The organism is Novosphingobium album (ex Hu et al. 2023) (genome assembly GCF_022832385.1).
GTDB lineage: Bacteria > Pseudomonadota > Alphaproteobacteria > Sphingomonadales > Sphingomonadaceae > Novosphingobium > Novosphingobium album.
This window is the reverse complement of record NZ_JALHLE010000005.1, coordinates 286,529-304,975: the sequence shown is the minus strand read 5'-3', so window position 1 is coordinate 304,975 and position 18,447 is coordinate 286,529. Positions and strand designations below refer to the sequence as shown.

The window sequence follows — 18,447 nt, the reverse complement described above, 5'->3', positions numbered from 1 at the left end:
CTGCCTGCAAACAGGCGTATTTTGCCGGTGTTTCGTCAGGGGAGAATGGGCGATGCCTCAATTCGTGATTGAACGGGAAATGCCCGGCGTGGGTTCGCTCGGGCCGGCGGACCTGAAGGGCGCTTCACAGACATCATGCAGCGTCCTGCGGGATCTGGGGCCGGAGATCCAGTGGGTGCACAGCTACGTCACCGATGACAAGATCTACTGCATCTACCGGGCGCCAAGCGAGGATCTGATCCGCCAGCATGCGGAAACCGCAGGGTTCCCGGCAAACAACATTCAGGAAGTCCGCAGCGTGATCGACCCGACGACTGCGGAATAGACGTCTGAAGGTTCAGTCCCGCAGCCGCAAGGTATAGGACGGATCGCTACGGTCGCGCTTGCCGCCCGTGCTGCCGAGGCCGGTCTCTCCGGGGGCGAGCGGTTCGGTGCGCAGGAAATCGAGCACCATGGTGCGCCGGGCGATCCGCCATTCGCCGCCGCGCTTCTCCATGTGGTCCACATAACGGCCCTGCGCAATGAAATCGCGCTCGGGCCCTTTCGCGTCCGCCGATATGCGGTGTGAAGACGTGGTGTAGTGCTCGGCCCAGGCGGTATCGCCATCGACTTCGACGAGCTGGTTGCCGGTATTGTGCCAGGTCGCGGTGTACTGGCTGAGGATGGTCTGCCCGAGCGCCACAAAAGCGTCGACATCGAGCGTCTCGTGCAGCTGGATCACCGCATCGGGATGGAAGCAGCTGCGCATCAGCGCCTGGTCCATCCGGTCGTTGGCGCGGCAGAAGCGGATATGGACGTCTTTTATCTCGGATTCGGCGATCAGGTCGTCGAGCGTCTTGGCCATAAGGTCTTCTCCGGTGTTCTGTTCTATCGGACCGGGTGAAGACCACAGCAGCTAACGGTCTGCAACAGCGAACCTGTCAGCGGGTCAGGCGCACCAACTGATAATAGCCGACAGGGCCGCGCTCGACTTCGAGGCGCAATCCATGAGCGTGAGCCAGCCGTTCGGCCACTTCGGGCAGATCCTGCCGGGGCGAGACGTGAAAGCGGGCAAGCCAGCCATAGAGGAGCCTGCGCAGAAAACCGGGCAGCCCCGCACAGTCGCCGAAATCCACGATATGCAGCGAGCCGCCGGGCGCCAGCGCGGCGGCGCCACGGGTGAGTGCGCCCTGCCAGTCCGGAATCATCGAAAGCGCATAGGATAGCACCACCCGGTCGAACCCTTCGCGGCCGAACAGGGCAGGGGCGTCGAAGTTGGTCGCGTCGCCAAGGGCGAGCCGTCCGTCGCTGCCGAGCCGCTTGCGCGCATTCTTGAGCATCTCCGAAGAGATATCGAGCCCATGGCAGCGCGTGCCCGGCCAGGCCTTGCGGATCAGTTCCAGATTGCGCCCGGTGCCGCAGCCCAGTTCGAGCACGGCCATGCCGGGCTGCGCGTCGAGTTCGCGGATCAGCCGGTCGCGGCCGAACAGGTAGTACTTGCGGGTCAGGTCGTAGATGTGGCGCTGGCCGCGATAGACCTTGTCCATCAGCACGGCATGGTCGGGCGTGTGCGGCCGCGTCGCCATCGGGTCAGTCCTTCAGCACGTAGAGGTGGACACCGCCGTAGATCGACGAGCGGTCGGCCAAAGTCGCCGTCTCGGACTCTGCGGTGCGGTAGTCCCAGTGGCCGAGGATCGCGTCGGGCACGCGGCCCGGAAGCAGCGAGGGCTCGGCGGCGGTGCGGAACAGCACGCGGGCGCCGGGACGGGCGGTGCGGGTGATTTCGGTCCACAGCTCGGTAAGCTGCTCGTCGGTCATCCAGTCCTGCGCGTCGAGCAGGATGTAGCGGTCGAACGAACCGGCATCGCTATCGCGCAGGACGTGGGTGAAGTTGGCGTGGCGCAGATCGAGCCGGTCGAGCCGTTCGCGCACCTGCGGCAGGTTGGCGGCCTGCAGGTAGGGCGGCAGTGGAGCTTCCTCGCTTTTGCCGTAGCCACGGCCGAAGGCCTGCCAGGCGAAGTAGTTGTCGTTGACCGGGAAGTGGCAGGCGAGCTTTTCCAGGCGCGCGCGCAGCACGTCAGCCATGCGTTGTTCGCCAGCCAGCGCATCGTACTGGGCGGGGGGAATGCCGAGGCCGAACAGCGAGGCGGGGTGGTTGGTCAGCCAGCGCACCAGCTTGCGCTCGAAGATCGGGGCGAAGCGTTCGTCGAACACGCGGCGCTGATCCTCCAGCGAACCTGCGCCCAGGATTTCGGCCGGGTCGATCTTGTAGAGCTTCGCCAGCTTGTGCGCGATACCGATGAAATGGCCCAGCAGGCCATGGCGGTAGACGCCCTTGGTAAAGGCCTTGATGCGGCGGCGGCCGACAAGATCGCGGCCTTCCCAGTAGCGGCGGGTTTCCTCGTCGAGATGCGGTGCGAGGCGTTCGCGGTAGGTTACGAGGTTTTCGGGGTGGTCGGCCTCGGCGATGAAGCGGCGCACGTCGGCATAGTCGGTCAGGTGCCGGATCGCGGTGTGCTTCAGGTCGTTGAGCGCGATATGCGCGGTGTTGAGATCGACCACGGTGATCGCGGCGGGATCGGCAGTGAGATAGGAGAGGGCATTGCAGCCGCCGCTGGCGATCGTGATGATCCGGTTGTCCGGCCCGATCTGCAGCGCTTCCATGTCCGCGACCGGGTCTTCCCAGATCTGCGCATAGACGAGGCCCTTGAACGCGAGCGCAAAGGCCTTGTCGAGCAGGCGGGCGCTGCGCGGGCTTTCGTGGCGGATGACGGCGCCTTCGATGAGCTTGGTGCCGGTAGTCTCGCCGGCGGTCTTGGATGCAGTCTTGGCCATGGTTCGCCCCCGTACATGGAACAGTTTCCTGCCCTTGCTTCTGCGGCATGACCGGGTGATGACGCGCCGATGTCGGTTTATGACAATCCACTGCCGCCTTGAGCCCAGTTGAGTTGTCACACAGGCACCTTATATGCGCGTCTTTGTCTTTTGGCTCCTGAAGGAGATGGTTTGGTGAGCAAGGTTCTGGTGATCGGCGCAGGCGGCGTCGGCTCGGTCGCGGTCCACAAGATGGCCATGAATCCGGATATCTTCAGCGATATCCATCTCGCCAGCCGCACGGTTTCCAAGTGCGACGCGATCGCCGAATCGGTGAAGGCGCGCACCGGCGTGACCGTGAGCACCTATGCCATCGATGCCGACGACGTGGCGGCCACTTCCGAGCTGATCCGCAAGATCGGGCCGAAGCTCGTCGTCAATCTGGCGCTGCCTTATCAGGACCTTGCGATCATGGATGCGTGCCTGGCGACCGGCACGCACTATATGGACACTGCGAACTACGAGCCCAAGGATGTGGCCAAGTTCGAATATCACTGGCAGTGGGCCTATCAGGAGCGCTTCAAGGACGCGGGCCTCATGGCGCTGCTCGGTTCGGGTTTCGATCCGGGCGTGACCAGCGTCTTCGCGATGTGGCTCAAGAAGCACAAGCTGAAGACCATCCGCAAGCTCGACATCCTCGATTGCAACGGCGGCGATCACGGCCAGCCCTTCGCGACGAACTTCAATCCGGAAATCAACATCCGCGAAGTGACCGCGCCTGCGCGCCACTGGGAGAACGGCGCGTTCGTCGAGACCCCGGCGATGAGCAACAAGGTCTCGTTCGACTTCGAGGGCGTGGGCCCCAAGAACATGTACATGATGTACCACGAGGAACTGGAAAGCCTAGCGAAGTTCATCCCCGAAATGGAACGTGCGCGCTTCTGGATGACCTTCGGCGATGCCTATATCCAGCACCTGACCGTGCTGCAGAACGTGGGCATGACCCGCATCGATCCGGTGATGTACAACGGCGTCGAGATCATCCCGCTGCAGTTCCTGAAAGCCGTGCTGCCAGAGCCCGCCTCGCTTGGCGCGACGACCAAGGGCAAGACCAACATTGGTGACATCGCGACCGGCGAAGCGCTCGACGGGTCTGGCGAGAAGACGTTCTACATCAAGAACATCTGCGACCACGAGGCCTGCTACGAGGAAACCGGCAACCAGGCGGTGAGCTACACCACCGGCGTTCCGGCGATGATCGGCGCGGCCATGGTGCTCACCGGCACCTGGAGTGGTGAGGGCGTGTTCAACATGGAGCAGATGGACCCCGATCCGTTCATGGACATGCTCAACACGCAGGGTCTGCCGTGGACGGTCGAGGAACTGAGCGAACCGCTGCCGTTCTGATGGAACGTCAGGTCCTCTTCGTGCACGGCGCGCCGGGCGACGCGAGGACCTGGGCTCCGGTTATCGATGCACTGCCCGCCGGGATTGATGCCCGTGCGATCACGCTGAGCTATTTTGGTCGGGCGGAGTGGCCGGGCGACGGCGGGGATTTCGGCACCCGGCGGCATTGCGACGATGTCGTCGGGTATGTCGAGGCGATGATGGGCCCGCCGGTGGACGTGGTTGCCTGGTCTTTCGGGTGCCATCCGGTTCTGCTGGCGGCGATCGAACGGCCGGAATTGTTCGCATCGCTGACGCTCTACGAACCGAGCCTTGCCACTTATGTGGAGGATGAGGAGGCTCTGGCGAGGTTCGCCGCCGATTGCGAGGAAGCCTTTGTACCCGTCTTCACCATGATGGAAAAAGGCGGCGTTGAAGCGGTGATCGATCTCATCATAGACAACGCGGGCGGTGCCGGGTTCAGCGCGTCGGTGGATCCGCAACGCCGCGCGCACTACGCCGACAGTGCAAGAGTATTTCCGTTGATGATGGGGCAGGGAGAGCCTCCTGTGAAGATTTCCGCATCCGATCTCGGCCGCATCGCTTGTCCGGTCACGGTAGGGTTTGGGGAAAACACGCGTGCCATGTTCGAAGTGCCTTCGCGCGGTGCTGTGCGGGCGCTCAGGTTCGGGCGTCTCAAACAGGTGGAGCGTGCCGACCATATGCTGCCCGAGAAAGATCCCGTCAGGTTCGCGTCGCTGGTCGCGAACTGGCTGAACTGAGGATAAAGAGCCATGGAAACCAGAGCCGGCGATCCGGGCGCTTTCGCCCACTTCGACCTGTCGCGTGTCGACAGCCCCGCTTTCGTGGTCGATGCCGCGAAGCTGCGCAGCAACCTGCAGATCCTGCAGGACATCGGCGAGCGCTCGGGCGCCAAGGTGCTGGCCGCGCTCAAGGCGTTCTCGATGTGGTCGACCGCGCCGATCGTGGGCGAGTATCTCGATGGCGTGTGCACCTCGGGCCTTTGGGAAGCGCGGCTGGCGAGCGAGTTCTACGACGGTGAGATCGCGACCTACTGCGCGGCCTACAAGCCCGACGAACTCGACGAGATCCTGCGCCTCTCGGACCACGTGATCTTCAACTCCCCGCAGCAGATCGAGCGTTGCTGGGCGATCATCGAGGCGGCCCGCGCGCGTGGTGAGGATTTCGACATCGGGCTGCGCATCAATCCAATGCATCCCGAAGGCGAAGTGCCCAAATACGATCCCTCGGCGCCGCATTCGCGCCTCGGCTTCCCGGTCGACCAGCTCACCGACGAGCACGTGGCGATGGTCGATGGCATCCACTTCCACAACCTGTGCGAGCAGGACTTCGAGCCGCTCCAGCGCACCTGGGACAAGGTGTTCGACTACCTCGAGCCCTATTTCGGCCACCTCAAGTGGATCAACGTGGGCGGTGGCCACCATGTGACCCGCGCCGACTACCAGCGCGATGAACTGGTCGAGTTCCTTTCCGACATGTCCGAGGACACCGGCGCGCAGGTCTACATCGAACCTGGCGAGGCCGTGGCGCTCGATGCAGGTATTCTGGTGGGCACCGTGCTCGACACAGGCTGGAACGGGATGCCGGTGGCGGTAGTCGACATTTCCGCCACCTGCCACATGCCCGACGTGATCGAGGCGCCCTACCGCCCGGCCATGCTGGGCGAACTGCCGATCGAGGACGACCGCATGGTGGACGAGGGGCAGGGCGGTGCCGTGCGCCTCGGCGGGCCTTCCTGCCTCGCGGGCGACGTGATCGGCGATTACCGCTTTCCCGAGCCCATCCAGCCGGGCACGCGCTTCGCGTTCCTCGATCAGGCACACTATTCGATGGTGAAGACGACCACGTTCAACGGCGTGCCGCTACCTTCGATCTGGCTGTGGGATTCGGAAACCGACTCGCTCGAATGCATCCGCAGGTTCTCCTACGAGGACTTCCGCGACCGTCTGAGCTGACGCGAAACGAGCGGAGCCTCGGTCTGTCGCTCATCGGGCCCGGTCAATCCCTCTTTGCGCGAATCATTCGCAACCTGCGGTTACTCTCTGCGTTGACCCTATTGATTTCACCGTGCCCCGCTGAGAACGGAGCTCCTCGGTGTCGCAATGGCAACGCCTTGAAAACAAAGGGCCAAGCCGCTCAGAGAGGGGCGGAATGGGATGCAAAAGGTCACTTCTGTGACATTTTTGTGAAGCGCCAAGTTTTTCACTTGCGATTCATGATCGCTGTCCTATATCCGCCCCCTCGCTGCCCCATGGGGACTTCCAAACCGCAAGGCAGCTTCGTCTCTGTGTTGTCTTGGCCACTAGGCCTATTGGGGGTCCCTTGAGTTGCACCAGTATCCTGACGCATCGGCTGTAGCGCGCACCATCGCGCCCGACGAACCGGTTATCCTCAATCGCCCGCACGCCGCTGCGCGCGCTGCCCAGTTCTTCGCGACGAAGTTTCCGGGCAAGTCGCTCTATGCGGTGAAGGCGAACCCGTCGCCCGATCTGATCCAGATCCTGTGGGACAACGGCATCACCCACTATGATGTCGCCTCGATTGCCGAGGTGCGCATGGTGCGTGCGACGCTGCCGCAGGCGACACTTTGCTTCATGCACCCGGTCAAGACCGCGAGTGCGATCCGCGAGGCCTATTTTCAGCACGGCGTGCGCACCTTCAGCCTGGACACCCAGGAAGAGGTCGACAAGATCGTGGCAGCCACCACCGACGCCGAGGGCAACCCGGCGAAGGACCTGCGCCTCTGTGTCCGTCTGCGCGTCTCGTCCGAATATTCGGAGCTGAGCCTCGCATCGAAGTTCGGCATCGATCTGGCTGACGCAGGCGCGCTGCTGCAGTCGACCCGTCAGGTGGCGGACTGGCTGGGCGTGTGCTTCCACGTCGGCTCGCAGGCGATGACGCCGTTTGCCTATGTGCAGGCGCTCGAGCGCGCGCGTGCGGCGATTGCCGATGCGGGCGTCGTCATCGACATGATCGACGTGGGAGGGGGCTTTCCCTCCTGCTATCCGGGCATGGAACCGCCGCCGCTCGAAGATTACTTCGCGATTATCCACCGCCACTTCGAAGCGCTGCCGATCGCCTACAACGCAGAGCTGTGGTGCGAACCCGGCCGCGCGCTGTCGGCCGAGTACAGCTCGCTGATCGTCATGGTGGAAAAGCGCCGCGGCGACGAGCTCTACATCAACGACGGTGCTTACGGCGCGCTCTACGACGCGGCGCACGTGGCATGGCGGTTCCCGGCGCGCCACATTGCGCGCGAGGAAACCAACGACAACGCGGCGATCGACGTGGCTGACTTGCAGGCCTTCTCGTTCTACGGCCCGACCTGTGATGATGCCGACTTCATGGAGGGACCCTTCATGCTGCCCGCAGAGATCAAGGCGGGCGACTGGATCGAGGTGGGCATGCTGGGTGCCTACGGCGCGGCCATGAAGACTGCGTTCAACGGCTTCGGCGGGGCTGAGGTTGTCATCGTGACTGACGAGCCAATGGCGAGCCTCTACACGGGCCGCCCGGACCCGCGCGTCTCGGACAACGTTGTCTCACTGCGCTGAGCCGGCATTACGGGATAGAAAAAAAGCCCGCCGGAAACACTTTCGGCGGGCTTTTTCATGTCTGGTCTCAGTTTCAGGCAGGGATAAACAGGTCTTTCAGCCGGTGTGGCTGGCTGCGCAGGAATTGCGGTGCCACGCGCACTTGTGCGTCTAGTGCCGCCGCGGCGCGCCAGGGCCAGCGCGGGTCGTAGAGCACGGTGCGGGCGAGGGCGACCATGTCGGCGTCGCCCGTCGCGACGATCGCTTCGGCCTGTTCGGGCTCGGTGATCAGCCCCACGGCCACGACCGGGATCGATACCGCTTCCTTCACCTTGCGCGCGAGCGGGACCTGGTAGCTGGGGCCGACAGGGATCTGCTGGGCCGGATGCAGGCCACCGCTGGAGATGTGCATCGCGTCGGCTCCGCGCGCTTCAAGCGCCTTCGAGAAGGCAATGGTCTGTCCGATGTCCCAGCCGCCGTCGACCCAGTCGGTGCCCGAGACGCGCACCGTTACCGGTCTGTCGGCGGGAAACGCCTCGCGCACGGCGTCAAACACTTCGAGTGGGAAGCGCATGCGGTTTTCCAGACTGCCGCCATATTCGTCCGTCCGGTGGTTGGAGAGCGGCGAGAGGAACTGGTGGAGCAGGTATCCGTGTGCCGCATGGATCTGGATGGCATCGATGCCGAGCCGCGCTGAACGCCGTGCGGCCTCGGCGAAGGCATCACGGATGCGCGCCATTCCGGCCTTGTCCAGCGCTTCAGGCGCGTTTTCGTCAGGTTGGAACGGAATGGCAGAGGCCGACACCGTCTGCCATCCGTTTGGTTCGTTCGGCGCGATCTGGCCGCCGCCGTCCCAGGGCTTGGCCGTGCTGGCCTTGCGTCCGGCGTGAGCCAGCTGGATTGCAACCGGCATCGGCGACCAGCGCCGCACTTCGTCCAGAACCTTGCTCATGGCGGCTTCGGTGCCGTCGTCCCACAGGCCGACGTCGGCATAGCTGATGCGCCCTTCCGGCGTCACGGCGGTCGCCTCGATCGTCAACACGCCCGCACCGGACAGGGCAAGCTGGCCGAGGTGGATCGCGTGCCAGCTGGTCATCCGCCCGTCTTCGGCGGAATACTGGCACATCGGGGCAATGACGATGCGGTTGGGCAGGGTAAGACCGCCGACGGTCACCGGTTCGAACAGCTTGGCCATGAATGTGTCCTTGTGTCTGACCGCAGCAGTGGGGGGAGAGGTGGCTGCGGCAGGCACGACGTGGTGCTTGCTCAGACAAAAGAAAAGGGCCTCTGGCACCTGGCCGGAGACCCTTTTCGATAGAATAACTTGGCTGGAGAAAAGGTGGCCTCAGGCCGCCAGCTTCATCTCCATGCGCTCCCAGATCTCGACGAGCGCATTGGTGAGCTCGTCCATCATCTCTTCAGTATGGGCAGGGCCCGGCGTGAAGCGCAGCCGCTCGGTGCCGCGGGGCACGGTCGGGAAGTTGATCGGCTGCACATAGACACCGTATTCGGCGAGGAGGATGTCGCTGATCTTCTTCGCCATCACCGGATCGCCGACCATGAGCGGGACGATGTGCGTGGTCGAATTCATCACCGGAAGGCCTGCGTCGCGGAACTTCTGCTTGAGCATCGCGGCGGCGCGTTGCTGCCCTTCGCGCTCTTCGGTGGAGCTCTTGAGGTGCTTTACCGAGGCGAGCACGCCTGCCACCAGTACCGGCGAGAGCGAGGTGGTGAAGATGAAGCCCGGCGCATAGGAGCGGATGCAGTCGATGATCTTCTGGTCGGCCGCGATATAGCCGCCCATGACGCCGAAGGCCTTGCCCAGCGTGCCTTCGATGATGTCGATGCGGTGGGCCGCCTCGTCACGGTCGGTAATGCCGCCGCCGCGCGGGCCGTACATGCCGACGGCGTGGACTTCGTCGATGTAGGTGAGGGCGTTGTACTTGTCCGCCAAGTCACAGATCGCGTGAATCGGGGCAACGTCGCCGTCCATCGAATAGACGGATTCGAAAGCGATCAGCTTGGGCAGCGCGGGATCGGTTTCGGCCAGAAGCTGTTCGAGGTGCTCCAGGTCGTTGTGGCGGAACACCTTCTTCTCGCAGCCCGAATTGCGGATGCCGGCGATCATCGAGGCGTGGTTGAGTTCGTCCGAGAAGATCACGCAGCCCGGTAGCAGCTTGGCGAGCGTCGAGAGTGTGGCGTCGTTCGAGACATAGCCCGAGGTGAAAAGCAGCGCGCCTTCCTTGCCATGCAGGTCGGCCAGTTCGCTTTCCAGCTCGATATGGTAATGCGTGTTGCCGCCGATATTGCGGGTGCCGCCCGAACCGGCACCGACGTCGTGCAGCGCCTCTTCCATAGCCTCGATCACCTTGGGATGCTGGCCCATGGCGAGATAGTCGTTGGAGCACCACACGGTGATCGGCTTGGGCCCGTTGTGGCCGGCAAAGCAGCGCGCGTTAGGATAGGCGCCCTTGTTGCGCAGGATATCGATGAAGACGCGATAGCGGCCTTCCGAGTGAAGGCGCTCGATCGCCTGGTCGAAGATGTGCTCGTAGTTCACGAATTCCAGTCCTGCATTACCGTGTCCGGCCGGTCCATTCTGGTTTGCCGGTTTATCTTCTAGGCGGCCATTACATGATCGTTTGGCCCAATGCCAGCGGCTAGTCCCGCTAAGAGTGATCGGAAAACCATTTAGAGACATGAGGCGTAGCAACCGATTCATGGGCCGTGATCACGGTCATATCGGGCGCTGCCCGTCGCAGGGCATTGATCGTCATCAACCAGGACTTGGTTTCCGTACCGGCGTCGGGCACGTCGTCACGTTCAGTCAGCCTGGCGGGGGGGACAAGCGCGTTCAGACTTTCCTTAACCCTGGCAGCTGGACCGGTGAACAGGAATTCGCGCCCGTTCTGAAGCCGGACATAGACCAGCTTCGCGTGCGGGCCCAGCCCCGGAGCGGGCAACACGACTACTCCGGGAGCAAGCGGATACGGGGCTGTATTCGTGTTGTGCTGCTGTCCGAGGTGCAGGTTGCCCGTATGCAGTGCGCTGTCGCTGAGGACGACGGTGTGGGCGGCACGGGCGCGCACTCGGTCCACTCGCCTCTGCGCGGCCGAATCATAGTCGGCGATGCCGTAGCTCTCGGCGGTTGCGCGCGTCACACCAGCATCGATCACGATAGGCGTTTTGCCAGGAACGGTAAGTTCATAGGACCACACCGCGATCGGAATGGGCCTTAGCCCCCAGCCTGCAACGAGGCGGTTGCGCATGATCCTGCAGTGCCCCACCAATTCGCTCCGCACCCGGCCGGGGCGGGGGCCCTCCAAGGTATCGGCCAGCTTGCGCAATTCGGTCATCGTTACTGCTTTGGGGCCAACGCCAGCAGATGCCGGGTCGTCCATCAGATACCAGTAATAGGGAAAACTGATGATCGCGATGCAGGCAAGCAGCCAATAGTTCAGTCGGCGCGTCAAAACCGTTCGACCTTCCGCAATCCGTAACGCGTCAGCATCTCGCCATAGATGTCCGGCATGTCGTCCCGGCCGGTGAGTAACGCCCTGTCGGGGACTTGGCGAGACCATTGCTGCCCTTCGGTGAGGCGGGCGATCTGACGGGCGATGCCCTGTGCGCCATGGACGAAGCGAACGCCGGGGCCAAAGGCCTGTGACAGCTCTTCCTCCAGCAACGGAAAGTGCGTGCAGGCCAGCACGACCGTGTCGATCCGGTTGCCGCCTGGCATCGCGCGCAGGGCTTCGGCTGCGCCCGTGATGGCCGCACGGTCGAAAGGTTCGCCGCGCAGCTTGGCTTCGGCCGCATCGACAAGGCTGGGCGCGCCATGGCGCAGCAGGACCTTGTCGGCGGCGAATTCGTGCTCAAGCCGGTCGACATAGGCCTGGCGGATTGTCGCCTCGGTGCCGAGCAGACCGATCACACCACTCCTTGTCATGGCCGCTGCGGGCTTGATCGCGGGGACCGTGCCAACGATGGGGACTTCCAGAACCTCGCGAACCATGCCGAGCGCGATGGTCGAAGCGGTGTTGCAGGCAATGCAGACCAGGCGCGGGTGGAAGCGCTCTGTCATGCGGCCAAGAAGGCCGGCGACGCGCGCGGCAATCTGGGCTTCCGTTTTCGAACCATAGGGCAGGCCTGCAGTGTCGGCGGCATAGATCACCGCTGCATCGGGCAACTGATTACGCACCTCCTCCAGCACGGTCAGCCCACCGACTCCGGAATCGAACAGGAGGATCGGCGCGGCGGGATCGACGGGGGGCGTCGATGCCTGTTGCGGAGCGCGGAGCGTTTCGGTTGTCATTGTCATGTCCTGTACCTTGCCACCTGTTAACCGCCGGAATGTGCAAAGAGCAACGTACAATACTGCAAGCCGGGTTCTGCTCGGCGCGACAAGCGGCTAAGGCGGCGCGCATGAATTGGATTCTCCCTTTGGCGCTGGGATATGCGCTTGGATCGGTGCCGTTCGGGCTCATTATCACCCGGCTTGCGGGCGCCGGTGATCTGCGCAGCATCGGCTCGGGCAACATCGGCGCGACGAATGTACTGCGGACCGGCCGCAAAGGGTTGGCTGCCGCCACGCTGCTGCTGGACCTGCTCAAGGGGCTCGCGGCCGTGCTGATCGCGGCGCACTTCTGGCCCGAATGGGCAGGGCTCGGCGCGCTCGGCGCGTTTCTGGGCCATTGCTTTCCGGTCTGGCTGAAGTTCAAGGGCGGCAAGGGAGTCGCGACCACTGCCGGAGTGGCGTTTGGCCTCGCCTGGCCGGTAGGGCTGGCTTACGCCGTCACCTGGATCGGCCTGCTCGCGGTGGTGCGCATTTCCTCGGTTGCGGGGATGAGTGCTGCAGTGGTCGCGCCGCTCGCCGCACTGGCCCTGGGCCATCAGGACGTAGCCCTGGTGCTGGCGGTGATTGCCGCAATCGTGCTGTTCCAGCACCGCGAGAACATCGCGCGCCTCCGCGCCGGTACCGAGCCGAAAATCGGAGGCGGCAAGAAGGCATGAGCGCGGGGGTGGGGCTGTCTCAGGACGAAGCTTTCGCCCGAATCCGCCTGCTGCGTTCGCCCAACATCGGGCCGGTTACGTACACCCAGCTGCTTGCCCGTTTCGGCGATGCCTGCACGGCCATCAACGCATTGCCGGATCTGGCCGGGCGCGCGGGCAAGCCATATGCCGCTGCGCCGAAGGAGCGCATCCACGGCGAGATCGCCGCTGTGCGCAAGGCTGGTGCGCGCTATCTCTTCCACGATTCAGAGGACTACCCTCCGCTTCTCGCAACGATTGAAGGCGCGCCGCCAGTCCTGACGGTGCGGGGCAATGCCGGATTGGCGCTGCGGCCCTGCGTGGCCATTGTCGGCGCGCGCAATGCCTCGGCGGGTGCGGTTAAGCTGGCGCGGGATTTCGCCCATGGTCTGGCCGAGATGGGCTTCACGGTCGTTTCGGGTCTTGCCCGCGGCATCGACGGCGCCGCGCATGAGGGGGCTCTGGGGGCTGGAGAGGGCGGTTTGACCATCGGTGTGATCGCCAGCGGCATCGACATCGCCTATCCGCCTGAGCATGGCCGCCTGCAGGAACGTATCGCGGCAGAAGGCCTGCTGCTTGCCGAGCAACCGCCGGGCACCGAGCCGCTGGCGCGCCTTTTTCCCACCCGCAACCGGATCATCGCCGGTCTGGCGGCCGGGACTGTCGTGGTTGAGGCCGCGCCGAAATCGGGTTCGCTCATCACTGCAAGGCTGGCGGGGGAGATGGGGCGTGAAGTCATGGCGATCCCCGGCTCACCGCTCGATGCCCGCTCGCATGGCTGCAATCAGCTCATCCGTGACGGGGCCGTGCTGGTGCAGTCGCCGGAGGACGTGGCGGAATTGCTCTCCGGGTTCGATGGCGCGCTCCGGTATGCACCGCCGGAACCGGTGCAGGCGCTCGATGCCGGGCATGAGGTCATGCGCGAAGAGAGGCCCGCCGCAATCGCGGGGCTCCTCACCAGCGCACCCGTCGCTGTTGACGAACTGATCCGCCAGTCCGGCGCTAGTGCTGCAGCCGTTCAGCTCGCCTTGCTGGAGCTGGAAATCGCGGGAAAGCTAGTACGCCATGCGGCAGGGCGCGTCAGTCTCGCCTGAGGGACGGCCTAGCGCACGTCAGCAACGGTTCAGCCTTGGCACGCGATTTTCTCCCGGTGGCGCGTTGAAAGGGAGCGGATCAATGGGAGCGACAATTTCAAGGACCACGGTTTCCACATTGCTCGGAATGGCGCTGACGGGCAGTTCGATGCCCCTGGCACTGACCCCGGTGCACGCTTCGGCTCGGGCCAGCGAAGAAGGGTTCTGCCGCCGTCCGGCGCCATTGCCTGAACTGGGCCCCGAAGTGGAAGGGAACCAGCAGCAGCGCCACAGGCCAAGCCCACGGCACCCAGTCGCCGAAGGGGTGCCAGCAGTCACCACGCCGGCTCCACCTCCGCCCCCTCCTGCCATGGCAGTGGCTGCGCCTCCGGCACCTGCGCCGGTTATCGTGCCAACCGGAAAAGCTTCGGACGTTGCAGTGACGGCCATGCGCGCTCCGTCCTCAGAGGCTGAACGGGCCCGTGAGAGCGTCACGATGCCCTTTCCGCCGGGGCATCGCCGCCCCCAGCCGCAGCCCCAGAGCGGTCTGCTGACGGCAGGGGAACATGATGACCTGCTCAATCCCGAACTCTACTCCGACTATGTCCGCAAGTCCGATCTCGGCCAGCAGGTGCGGGCACTGCCGGCGCTCGACACTGCGCGGCTGATCACCGTCGAGGTCAAGGACACGCGCGGTCGTCCGGCGCCGTTCGTGCCGGTGACACTGCGCTGCGCTGACGGCAACAGCCTCACGTTCACCACGCAGGCGGACGGCACCGTGGTGTTCTTCCCGGGCATGGATCGCCTGTCCTCCACGGTCCGTGTCCGCGCGGGTGACGAGGCATGGCGGACGGTTGAAGTGCCCCGGCGCGCCGGGACCGGCCGCATCGGCTTCACCGTGGATGCACCGGTGCGCAAAGTGACGAAACTCGATCTCGGGCTGGTGGTCGATGTCACTGGCTCGATGTCTGACGAATTGCGGTTCCTGCAGGCCGAACTCGATTCCATCGTGGCCAGTCTTAACGCCCGCCACCCCGATCTCGATATCCGTGTGGGCATGACCTTCTACCGCGACAAGGGCGATGCCTTCGTGACTCGCACTTATGGGTTCACGGGAGACATCGCAGAGGCCCGCGAGCAGCTTGGCCGCCAATACGCGGGCGGCGGCGGGGACTATCCCGAATCCATGCAGGACGCGCTGATCCGCGCCGCAAACCAGCAATGGCGCCCCGATGCGGTCAAGACACTGCTTCTGGTCGCCGATGCGCCGCCGCACGACGGCGACGTTCCCACTGCCTGGCTCGCAGCCGAGCACTTGCGGGCGCAGCGCGTCCAGATCGTGCCGGTGGGAGCCTCGGGCGTCGCGGACCTCGCAGAATACGTGATGCGGGCGATGGCAGCCGCTACCCAGTCGCGCTACGCCTTTCTCACCGACGACAGCGGCATCGGCAACCCGCACGCCCCGCCCGCGATCGACTGCTACCTCGTCACCCGGCTCGACAAGCTGCTGACCCGCATCATCGACAGCCAGGTTTCCGGCCGTCGCATCGAGCCCGACAAGGCCGAAGTGATCCGCGAAGTGGGGCATTACGATGCAGGCAAATGCGTGCTGCCTGAGGGTTTCGGAAAAGAAACCTGACCGATCGCCACAGTGCTGCCATCAAGGGGTGCTTGACGGGGCGCCCCTTGGATTCCCACCCTATGCGTACACACATACGCGTACGCGCACACGTGAGGGCGTGCGCAGGGGCATAACGAAAGTCTGAAATGCAGCTCGTCATCGTCGAATCTCCCGCCAAGGCCAAGACCATCGAGAAGTACCTGGGCAAGGACTACAAGGTCCTCGCCTCCTACGGCCATGTCCGTGACCTGCCGCCTAAGGACGGCTCGGTCCGCCCCGACGAGGGCTTCGAGATGGACTGGGAGCTTTATGGCGACAAGCAGAAGCAGGTCCGGGCGATCACCGATTACGCCAAGGAGGCCGACCGCCTGATCCTCGCGACTGACCCTGATCGCGAGGGCGAGGCGATTTCGTGGCACGTGCTCGAACTGCTCAAGAAGCGCCGGGCTCTGCCGAAGGATGTGCAGCGCGTGACCTTCAACGCCATCACCAAGGACACCGTGACCAAGGCGATGCAGGCGCCGCGCGAGCTCGATCAGGATCTGATCGACGCCTATCTCGCCCGCCGCGCGCTCGATTACCTGTTCGGCTTCACGCTTTCGCCAGTGCTCTGGCGCAAGCTGCCGGGCGCCAAGTCGGCGGGCCGCGTGCAGTCGGTGGCGCTGCGCCTGATCGTCGACCGCGAGCGCGAGATCGAGGCGTTCACGCCGCAGGAATACTGGTCCGTCGCCGCGCAGATGGCGCATGACGGCACCGACTTCACCGCCAAGCTGGTGACGTTCGAGGGCCAGAAGCTCGACCGCCTGAGCCTGGGCGAAGAAGGCATCGCCATGCGCGCCAAGGCGGCGGTGGAGCAGGGCGCCTTCAAGGTCGAACAGGTCGAGACCAAGCCGCACCGCCGCAACCCGCAGCCGCCGTTCACCACTTCGACCCTGCAGCAGGAGGCCGCGCGCAAGCTCGGCTTCTCGGCCAGCCAGACGATGCGTGTGGCGCAGCACCTCTACGAGGCAGGCGCCATCACCTACATGCGTACCGACGGCGTGCAGATGGACCCGAGCGCGATCTCGGCCTGCCGCGTGGCGATTTCAGACCGCTATTCGGGGCACTACCTGCCCGAAAAGCCGCGCCACTACGAAACCAAGGCCAAGAACGCGCAGGAGGCACACGAGGCCATCCGTCCCACCGACTTCGCCAAGGACCGCTATGGTTCGGGCGACGATGCCAAGCTCTACGACCTGATCTTCAAGCGCGCGATGGCGAGCCAGATGGCCTCGGCCGCGCTGGAACGCACCACCGTCACGCTGCGCGACGGCACCGGCCGCAACGAGCTGCGCGCCACCGGGCAGGTCGTGAAGTTTCCCGGCTTCCTCGCCGTCTACGAGGAAGGGCAGGACAACAAGTCCGACGACGAGGACGGGGGCCTGCTACCGTTCATGAAATCGGGCGACATGCCGGCCAAGAAGGGCGTCACCGCCGAGCAGCACTTTACCCAGCCGCCGCCGCGCTTTTCCGAAGCCAGCCTCGTCAAGCGGCTGGAGGAACTGGGGATCGGCCGCCCGTCCACTTACGCCGCGACGATCCAGGTCCTGAAGGACCGCAATTACGTGCGTACCGAGAAAAACCGTTTCTTCGCAGAGGAATCGGGCCGTCTTCTCACGGCGTTTCTCGAACGCTTCTTCGAGCGCTACGTCGCCTATGACTTCACGGCGGGCATGGAGGACGAACTCGACGACGTCTCGGGCGGCCGTCAGGCATGGAAGGAACTGCTCGAAAGCTTCTGGCGCGATTTCAAGCCGAAGTCCGACGAAGTGATGGAAAAGAAGCCTTCGGAAGTGACCGAGGTGCTCGACGAATTCCTGTCTGACTACCTCTTCCCGCCCAAGGCCGACGGTAGCGATCCGCGCCAGTGCCCCAAGTGCGCCGAAGGCAAGCTGTCGCTGCGCGGTGGCAAATATGGCGCGTTCGTTGCCTGCTCGAACTACCCGGAGTGCAAGTTCACTCGCAAGTTCGCGCAGCCGGGCGGCAATGGCGAACAGGCCGACGACGAGGCACTGGGCAAGGATCCCGAGACCGGTCTGGAAATCACCCGCCGAGTCGGCCGGTTCGGGCCTTACATCCAGCTTGGAGAAGGCAAGGAGGCCAAGCGCGCCTCGATCCCCAAGGATATCGACGAACTGACGCTGGAGTGGGCGCTCAAGCTGCTCAGCCTGCCACGCACGGTAGGCACGCACCCCGAAACGGGCCAGGAGATCGTGGCCAACATCGGGCGCTACGGTCCGTACCTGCTGCATGACGGCAAGTACGGCAAGCTCAAGACCACCATGGACGTGTTCGAGACCGGCATGAACGCGGCGGTCTCGATCCTGGCCGAGGCCGCGCAGGGCGGCGGGCGCGGTGCGCGGGCCAAGGCCGAGCCGATCAAGGTGCTGGGCAATCACCCCACCAGCGAAGGCGAGATGAAGGTCATGGCCGGACGCTATGGCCCCTACGTCACCGACGGCACCACCAACGCCACGCTCCCGCGCGATCAGAAGCCCGAGGACCTCACTGCCGAGCAGGCGATCGCGCTGATCGACGCCAAGGCGGCCAAGGGGCCCGCCAAGGGCAAGAAGAAGGCGGCGCCGAAGAAGAAGGCTCCGGCGAAGACCGCCGCGAAAAAGGCGCCTGCGAAGAAGGCGGCGGTCAAGGCCTCGCCCGATCAGGGCGATGACGTGCCGTGGGAGGCAGGCGAATGAGCGCGAAGATCGCCAAGCACAAGCAGCCCTGGAAGCCGGAAGAACTGCAAAAGCTGCAGACCCTCGCGGGCAAGGGCAAGGGCCTCAAGGAAATCGCCAAGGCTCTCAACCGCACCGAGGAATCGACCAAGGATGCCGCACGCCAGCATGGCTTCGGCATCGCCAAGGCGCGCTGAGGTGGAGCATTTCCGGCAGTTCAGAGCGTACTTGCGCACGCGCGGCCCGATGCTTATCTG

General features: G+C 64.4%; 17 protein-coding genes. 10 read left to right on the top strand and 7 right to left on the bottom strand.

Going from position 1 to position 18,447, the window contains the following annotated elements; translation table 11 throughout:
• The first annotated feature begins 52 nt into the window (after nucleotides 1–52).
• Entirely contained in the window at nucleotides 53–325 is a 273-nt protein-coding gene (locus tag MTR64_RS05460; protein WP_243991532.1) for a DUF4242 domain-containing protein, read from the top strand.
• Nucleotides 326–337: 12 nt separating this feature from the next.
• On the opposite strand, the gene MTR64_RS05455 is transcribed toward MTR64_RS05460, so the two are convergent.
• From MTR64_RS05455 to MTR64_RS05445, 3 genes are all read right to left on the bottom strand, one after another.
• Nucleotides 338–844, bottom strand: coding sequence for a nuclear transport factor 2 family protein (locus MTR64_RS05455; RefSeq protein ID WP_243991530.1), 507 nt, complete (start codon nucleotides 842–844; stop codon nucleotides 338–340).
• A gap of 76 nt (nucleotides 845–920) precedes the next feature.
• Nucleotides 921–1,565 (bottom strand): class I SAM-dependent methyltransferase, encoded by a 645-nt coding sequence (locus MTR64_RS05450; protein WP_243991528.1) that lies wholly within the window; start codon nucleotides 1,563–1,565, stop codon nucleotides 921–923.
• Nucleotides 1,566–1,569: 4 nt separating this feature from the next.
• Complete coding sequence (locus tag MTR64_RS05445) at nucleotides 1,570–2,814, bottom strand: DUF3419 family protein (RefSeq protein ID WP_243991526.1); 1,245 nt, start codon at nucleotides 2,812–2,814, stop codon at nucleotides 1,570–1,572.
• A 174-nt stretch (nucleotides 2,815–2,988) separates the two neighbouring features.
• Here MTR64_RS05445 and MTR64_RS05440 point away from each other — a divergent pair, with 174 nt between their 5' ends.
• The 4 genes from MTR64_RS05440 to MTR64_RS05425 all read left to right on the top strand — a co-directional run bounded on the left by MTR64_RS05440 (nucleotide 2,989) and on the right by MTR64_RS05425 (nucleotide 7,775).
• Complete coding sequence (locus MTR64_RS05440; protein ID WP_243991524.1) at nucleotides 2,989–4,200, top strand: saccharopine dehydrogenase family protein; 1,212 nt, start codon at nucleotides 2,989–2,991, stop codon at nucleotides 4,198–4,200.
• Nucleotides 4,200–4,961 (top strand): alpha/beta fold hydrolase, encoded by a 762-nt coding sequence (locus MTR64_RS05435; RefSeq protein ID WP_243991523.1) that lies wholly within the window; start codon nucleotides 4,200–4,202, stop codon nucleotides 4,959–4,961. Before MTR64_RS05440 ends, MTR64_RS05435 begins: the two co-directional genes overlap by 1 nt.
• A 12-nt stretch (nucleotides 4,962–4,973) precedes the next feature.
• A complete protein-coding gene (locus MTR64_RS05430) occupies nucleotides 4,974–6,176 on the top strand; it encodes a carboxynorspermidine decarboxylase (protein ID WP_243991521.1) in 1,203 nt (400 codons plus the stop codon).
• 372 nt (nucleotides 6,177–6,548) lie between these two features.
• Nucleotides 6,549–7,775, top strand: coding sequence for a type III PLP-dependent enzyme (locus MTR64_RS05425; RefSeq protein WP_243991519.1), 1,227 nt, complete (start codon nucleotides 6,549–6,551; stop codon nucleotides 7,773–7,775).
• Between the two features lie 73 nt (nucleotides 7,776–7,848).
• Here the strand turns inward: MTR64_RS05425 and MTR64_RS05420 are convergent, their stop codons facing one another.
• The 4 genes from MTR64_RS05420 to murI form a co-directional block, all read right to left on the bottom strand.
• Nucleotides 7,849–8,949 (bottom strand): NADH:flavin oxidoreductase/NADH oxidase, encoded by a 1,101-nt coding sequence (locus MTR64_RS05420; protein WP_243991517.1) that lies wholly within the window; start codon nucleotides 8,947–8,949, stop codon nucleotides 7,849–7,851.
• 150 nt (nucleotides 8,950–9,099) lie between these two features.
• Nucleotides 9,100–10,314, bottom strand: a complete 1,215-nt coding sequence (hemA, locus tag MTR64_RS05415; protein ID WP_243991515.1) for a 5-aminolevulinate synthase — start codon at nucleotides 10,312–10,314, stop codon at nucleotides 9,100–9,102.
• Between the two features lie 109 nt (nucleotides 10,315–10,423).
• Nucleotides 10,424–11,227, bottom strand: coding sequence for a hypothetical protein (locus tag MTR64_RS05410; RefSeq protein ID WP_243991510.1), 804 nt, complete (start codon nucleotides 11,225–11,227; stop codon nucleotides 10,424–10,426).
• Complete coding sequence (gene murI, locus MTR64_RS05405) at nucleotides 11,224–12,066, bottom strand: glutamate racemase (protein ID WP_243991508.1); 843 nt, start codon at nucleotides 12,064–12,066, stop codon at nucleotides 11,224–11,226. The genes MTR64_RS05410 and murI overlap by 4 nt, the downstream gene beginning before the upstream one ends.
• A gap of 110 nt (nucleotides 12,067–12,176) precedes the next feature.
• Here murI and plsY point away from each other — a divergent pair, with 110 nt between their 5' ends.
• The 5 genes from plsY to MTR64_RS05380 all read left to right on the top strand — a co-directional run bounded on the left by plsY (nucleotide 12,177) and on the right by MTR64_RS05380 (nucleotide 18,387).
• On the top strand, nucleotides 12,177–12,764 hold the full coding sequence (gene plsY / locus MTR64_RS05400; protein WP_243991503.1) for a glycerol-3-phosphate 1-O-acyltransferase PlsY: 588 nt from the start codon (nucleotides 12,177–12,179) through the stop codon (nucleotides 12,762–12,764).
• Complete coding sequence (dprA, locus tag MTR64_RS05395) at nucleotides 12,761–13,876, top strand: DNA-processing protein DprA (RefSeq protein WP_243991493.1); 1,116 nt, start codon at nucleotides 12,761–12,763, stop codon at nucleotides 13,874–13,876. The genes plsY and dprA overlap by 4 nt, the downstream gene beginning before the upstream one ends.
• An 82-nt stretch (nucleotides 13,877–13,958) precedes the next feature.
• Complete coding sequence (locus MTR64_RS05390) at nucleotides 13,959–15,494, top strand: vWA domain-containing protein (protein ID WP_243991487.1); 1,536 nt, start codon at nucleotides 13,959–13,961, stop codon at nucleotides 15,492–15,494.
• Between the two features lie 128 nt (nucleotides 15,495–15,622).
• Nucleotides 15,623–18,211 (top strand): type I DNA topoisomerase, encoded by a 2,589-nt coding sequence (gene topA / locus MTR64_RS05385; protein WP_243991484.1) that lies wholly within the window; start codon nucleotides 15,623–15,625, stop codon nucleotides 18,209–18,211.
• A complete protein-coding gene (locus MTR64_RS05380; RefSeq protein WP_243991477.1) occupies nucleotides 18,208–18,387 on the top strand; it encodes a hypothetical protein in 180 nt (59 codons plus the stop codon). Before topA ends, MTR64_RS05380 begins: the two co-directional genes overlap by 4 nt.
• Nucleotides 18,388–18,447 lie beyond the last annotated feature (60 nt).

What these genes read in the sequence shown, in the direction of transcription:
- MTR64_RS05380 (WP_243991477.1), top strand. Translation starts at nt 18,208, where the DNA reads ATGAGCGCGAAGATCGCCAAGCACAAGCAGCCCTGGAAGCCGGAAGAA.
- MTR64_RS05460 (WP_243991532.1), top strand. Translation starts at nt 53, where the DNA reads ATGCCTCAATTCGTGATTGAACGGGAAATGCCCGGCGTGGGTTCGCTC.
- MTR64_RS05455 (WP_243991530.1), bottom strand. Translation starts at nt 844, where the DNA reads ATGGCCAAGACGCTCGACGACCTGATCGCCGAATCCGAGATAAAAGAC.
- murI (WP_243991508.1), bottom strand. Translation starts at nt 12,066, where the DNA reads ATGACAACCGAAACGCTCCGCGCTCCGCAACAGGCATCGACGCCCCCC.
- plsY (WP_243991503.1), top strand. Translation starts at nt 12,177, where the DNA reads ATGAATTGGATTCTCCCTTTGGCGCTGGGATATGCGCTTGGATCGGTG.
- MTR64_RS05435 (WP_243991523.1), top strand. Translation starts at nt 4,200, where the DNA reads ATGGAACGTCAGGTCCTCTTCGTGCACGGCGCGCCGGGCGACGCGAGG.
- MTR64_RS05420 (WP_243991517.1), bottom strand. Translation starts at nt 8,949, where the DNA reads ATGGCCAAGCTGTTCGAACCGGTGACCGTCGGCGGTCTTACCCTGCCC.
- dprA (WP_243991493.1), top strand. Translation starts at nt 12,761, where the DNA reads ATGAGCGCGGGGGTGGGGCTGTCTCAGGACGAAGCTTTCGCCCGAATC.
- MTR64_RS05390 (WP_243991487.1), top strand. Translation starts at nt 13,959, where the DNA reads ATGGGAGCGACAATTTCAAGGACCACGGTTTCCACATTGCTCGGAATG.
- MTR64_RS05450 (WP_243991528.1), bottom strand. Translation starts at nt 1,565, where the DNA reads ATGGCGACGCGGCCGCACACGCCCGACCATGCCGTGCTGATGGACAAG.
- MTR64_RS05430 (WP_243991521.1), top strand. Translation starts at nt 4,974, where the DNA reads ATGGAAACCAGAGCCGGCGATCCGGGCGCTTTCGCCCACTTCGACCTG.
- MTR64_RS05445 (WP_243991526.1), bottom strand. Translation starts at nt 2,814, where the DNA reads ATGGCCAAGACTGCATCCAAGACCGCCGGCGAGACTACCGGCACCAAG.
- topA (WP_243991484.1), top strand. Translation starts at nt 15,623, where the DNA reads ATGCAGCTCGTCATCGTCGAATCTCCCGCCAAGGCCAAGACCATCGAG.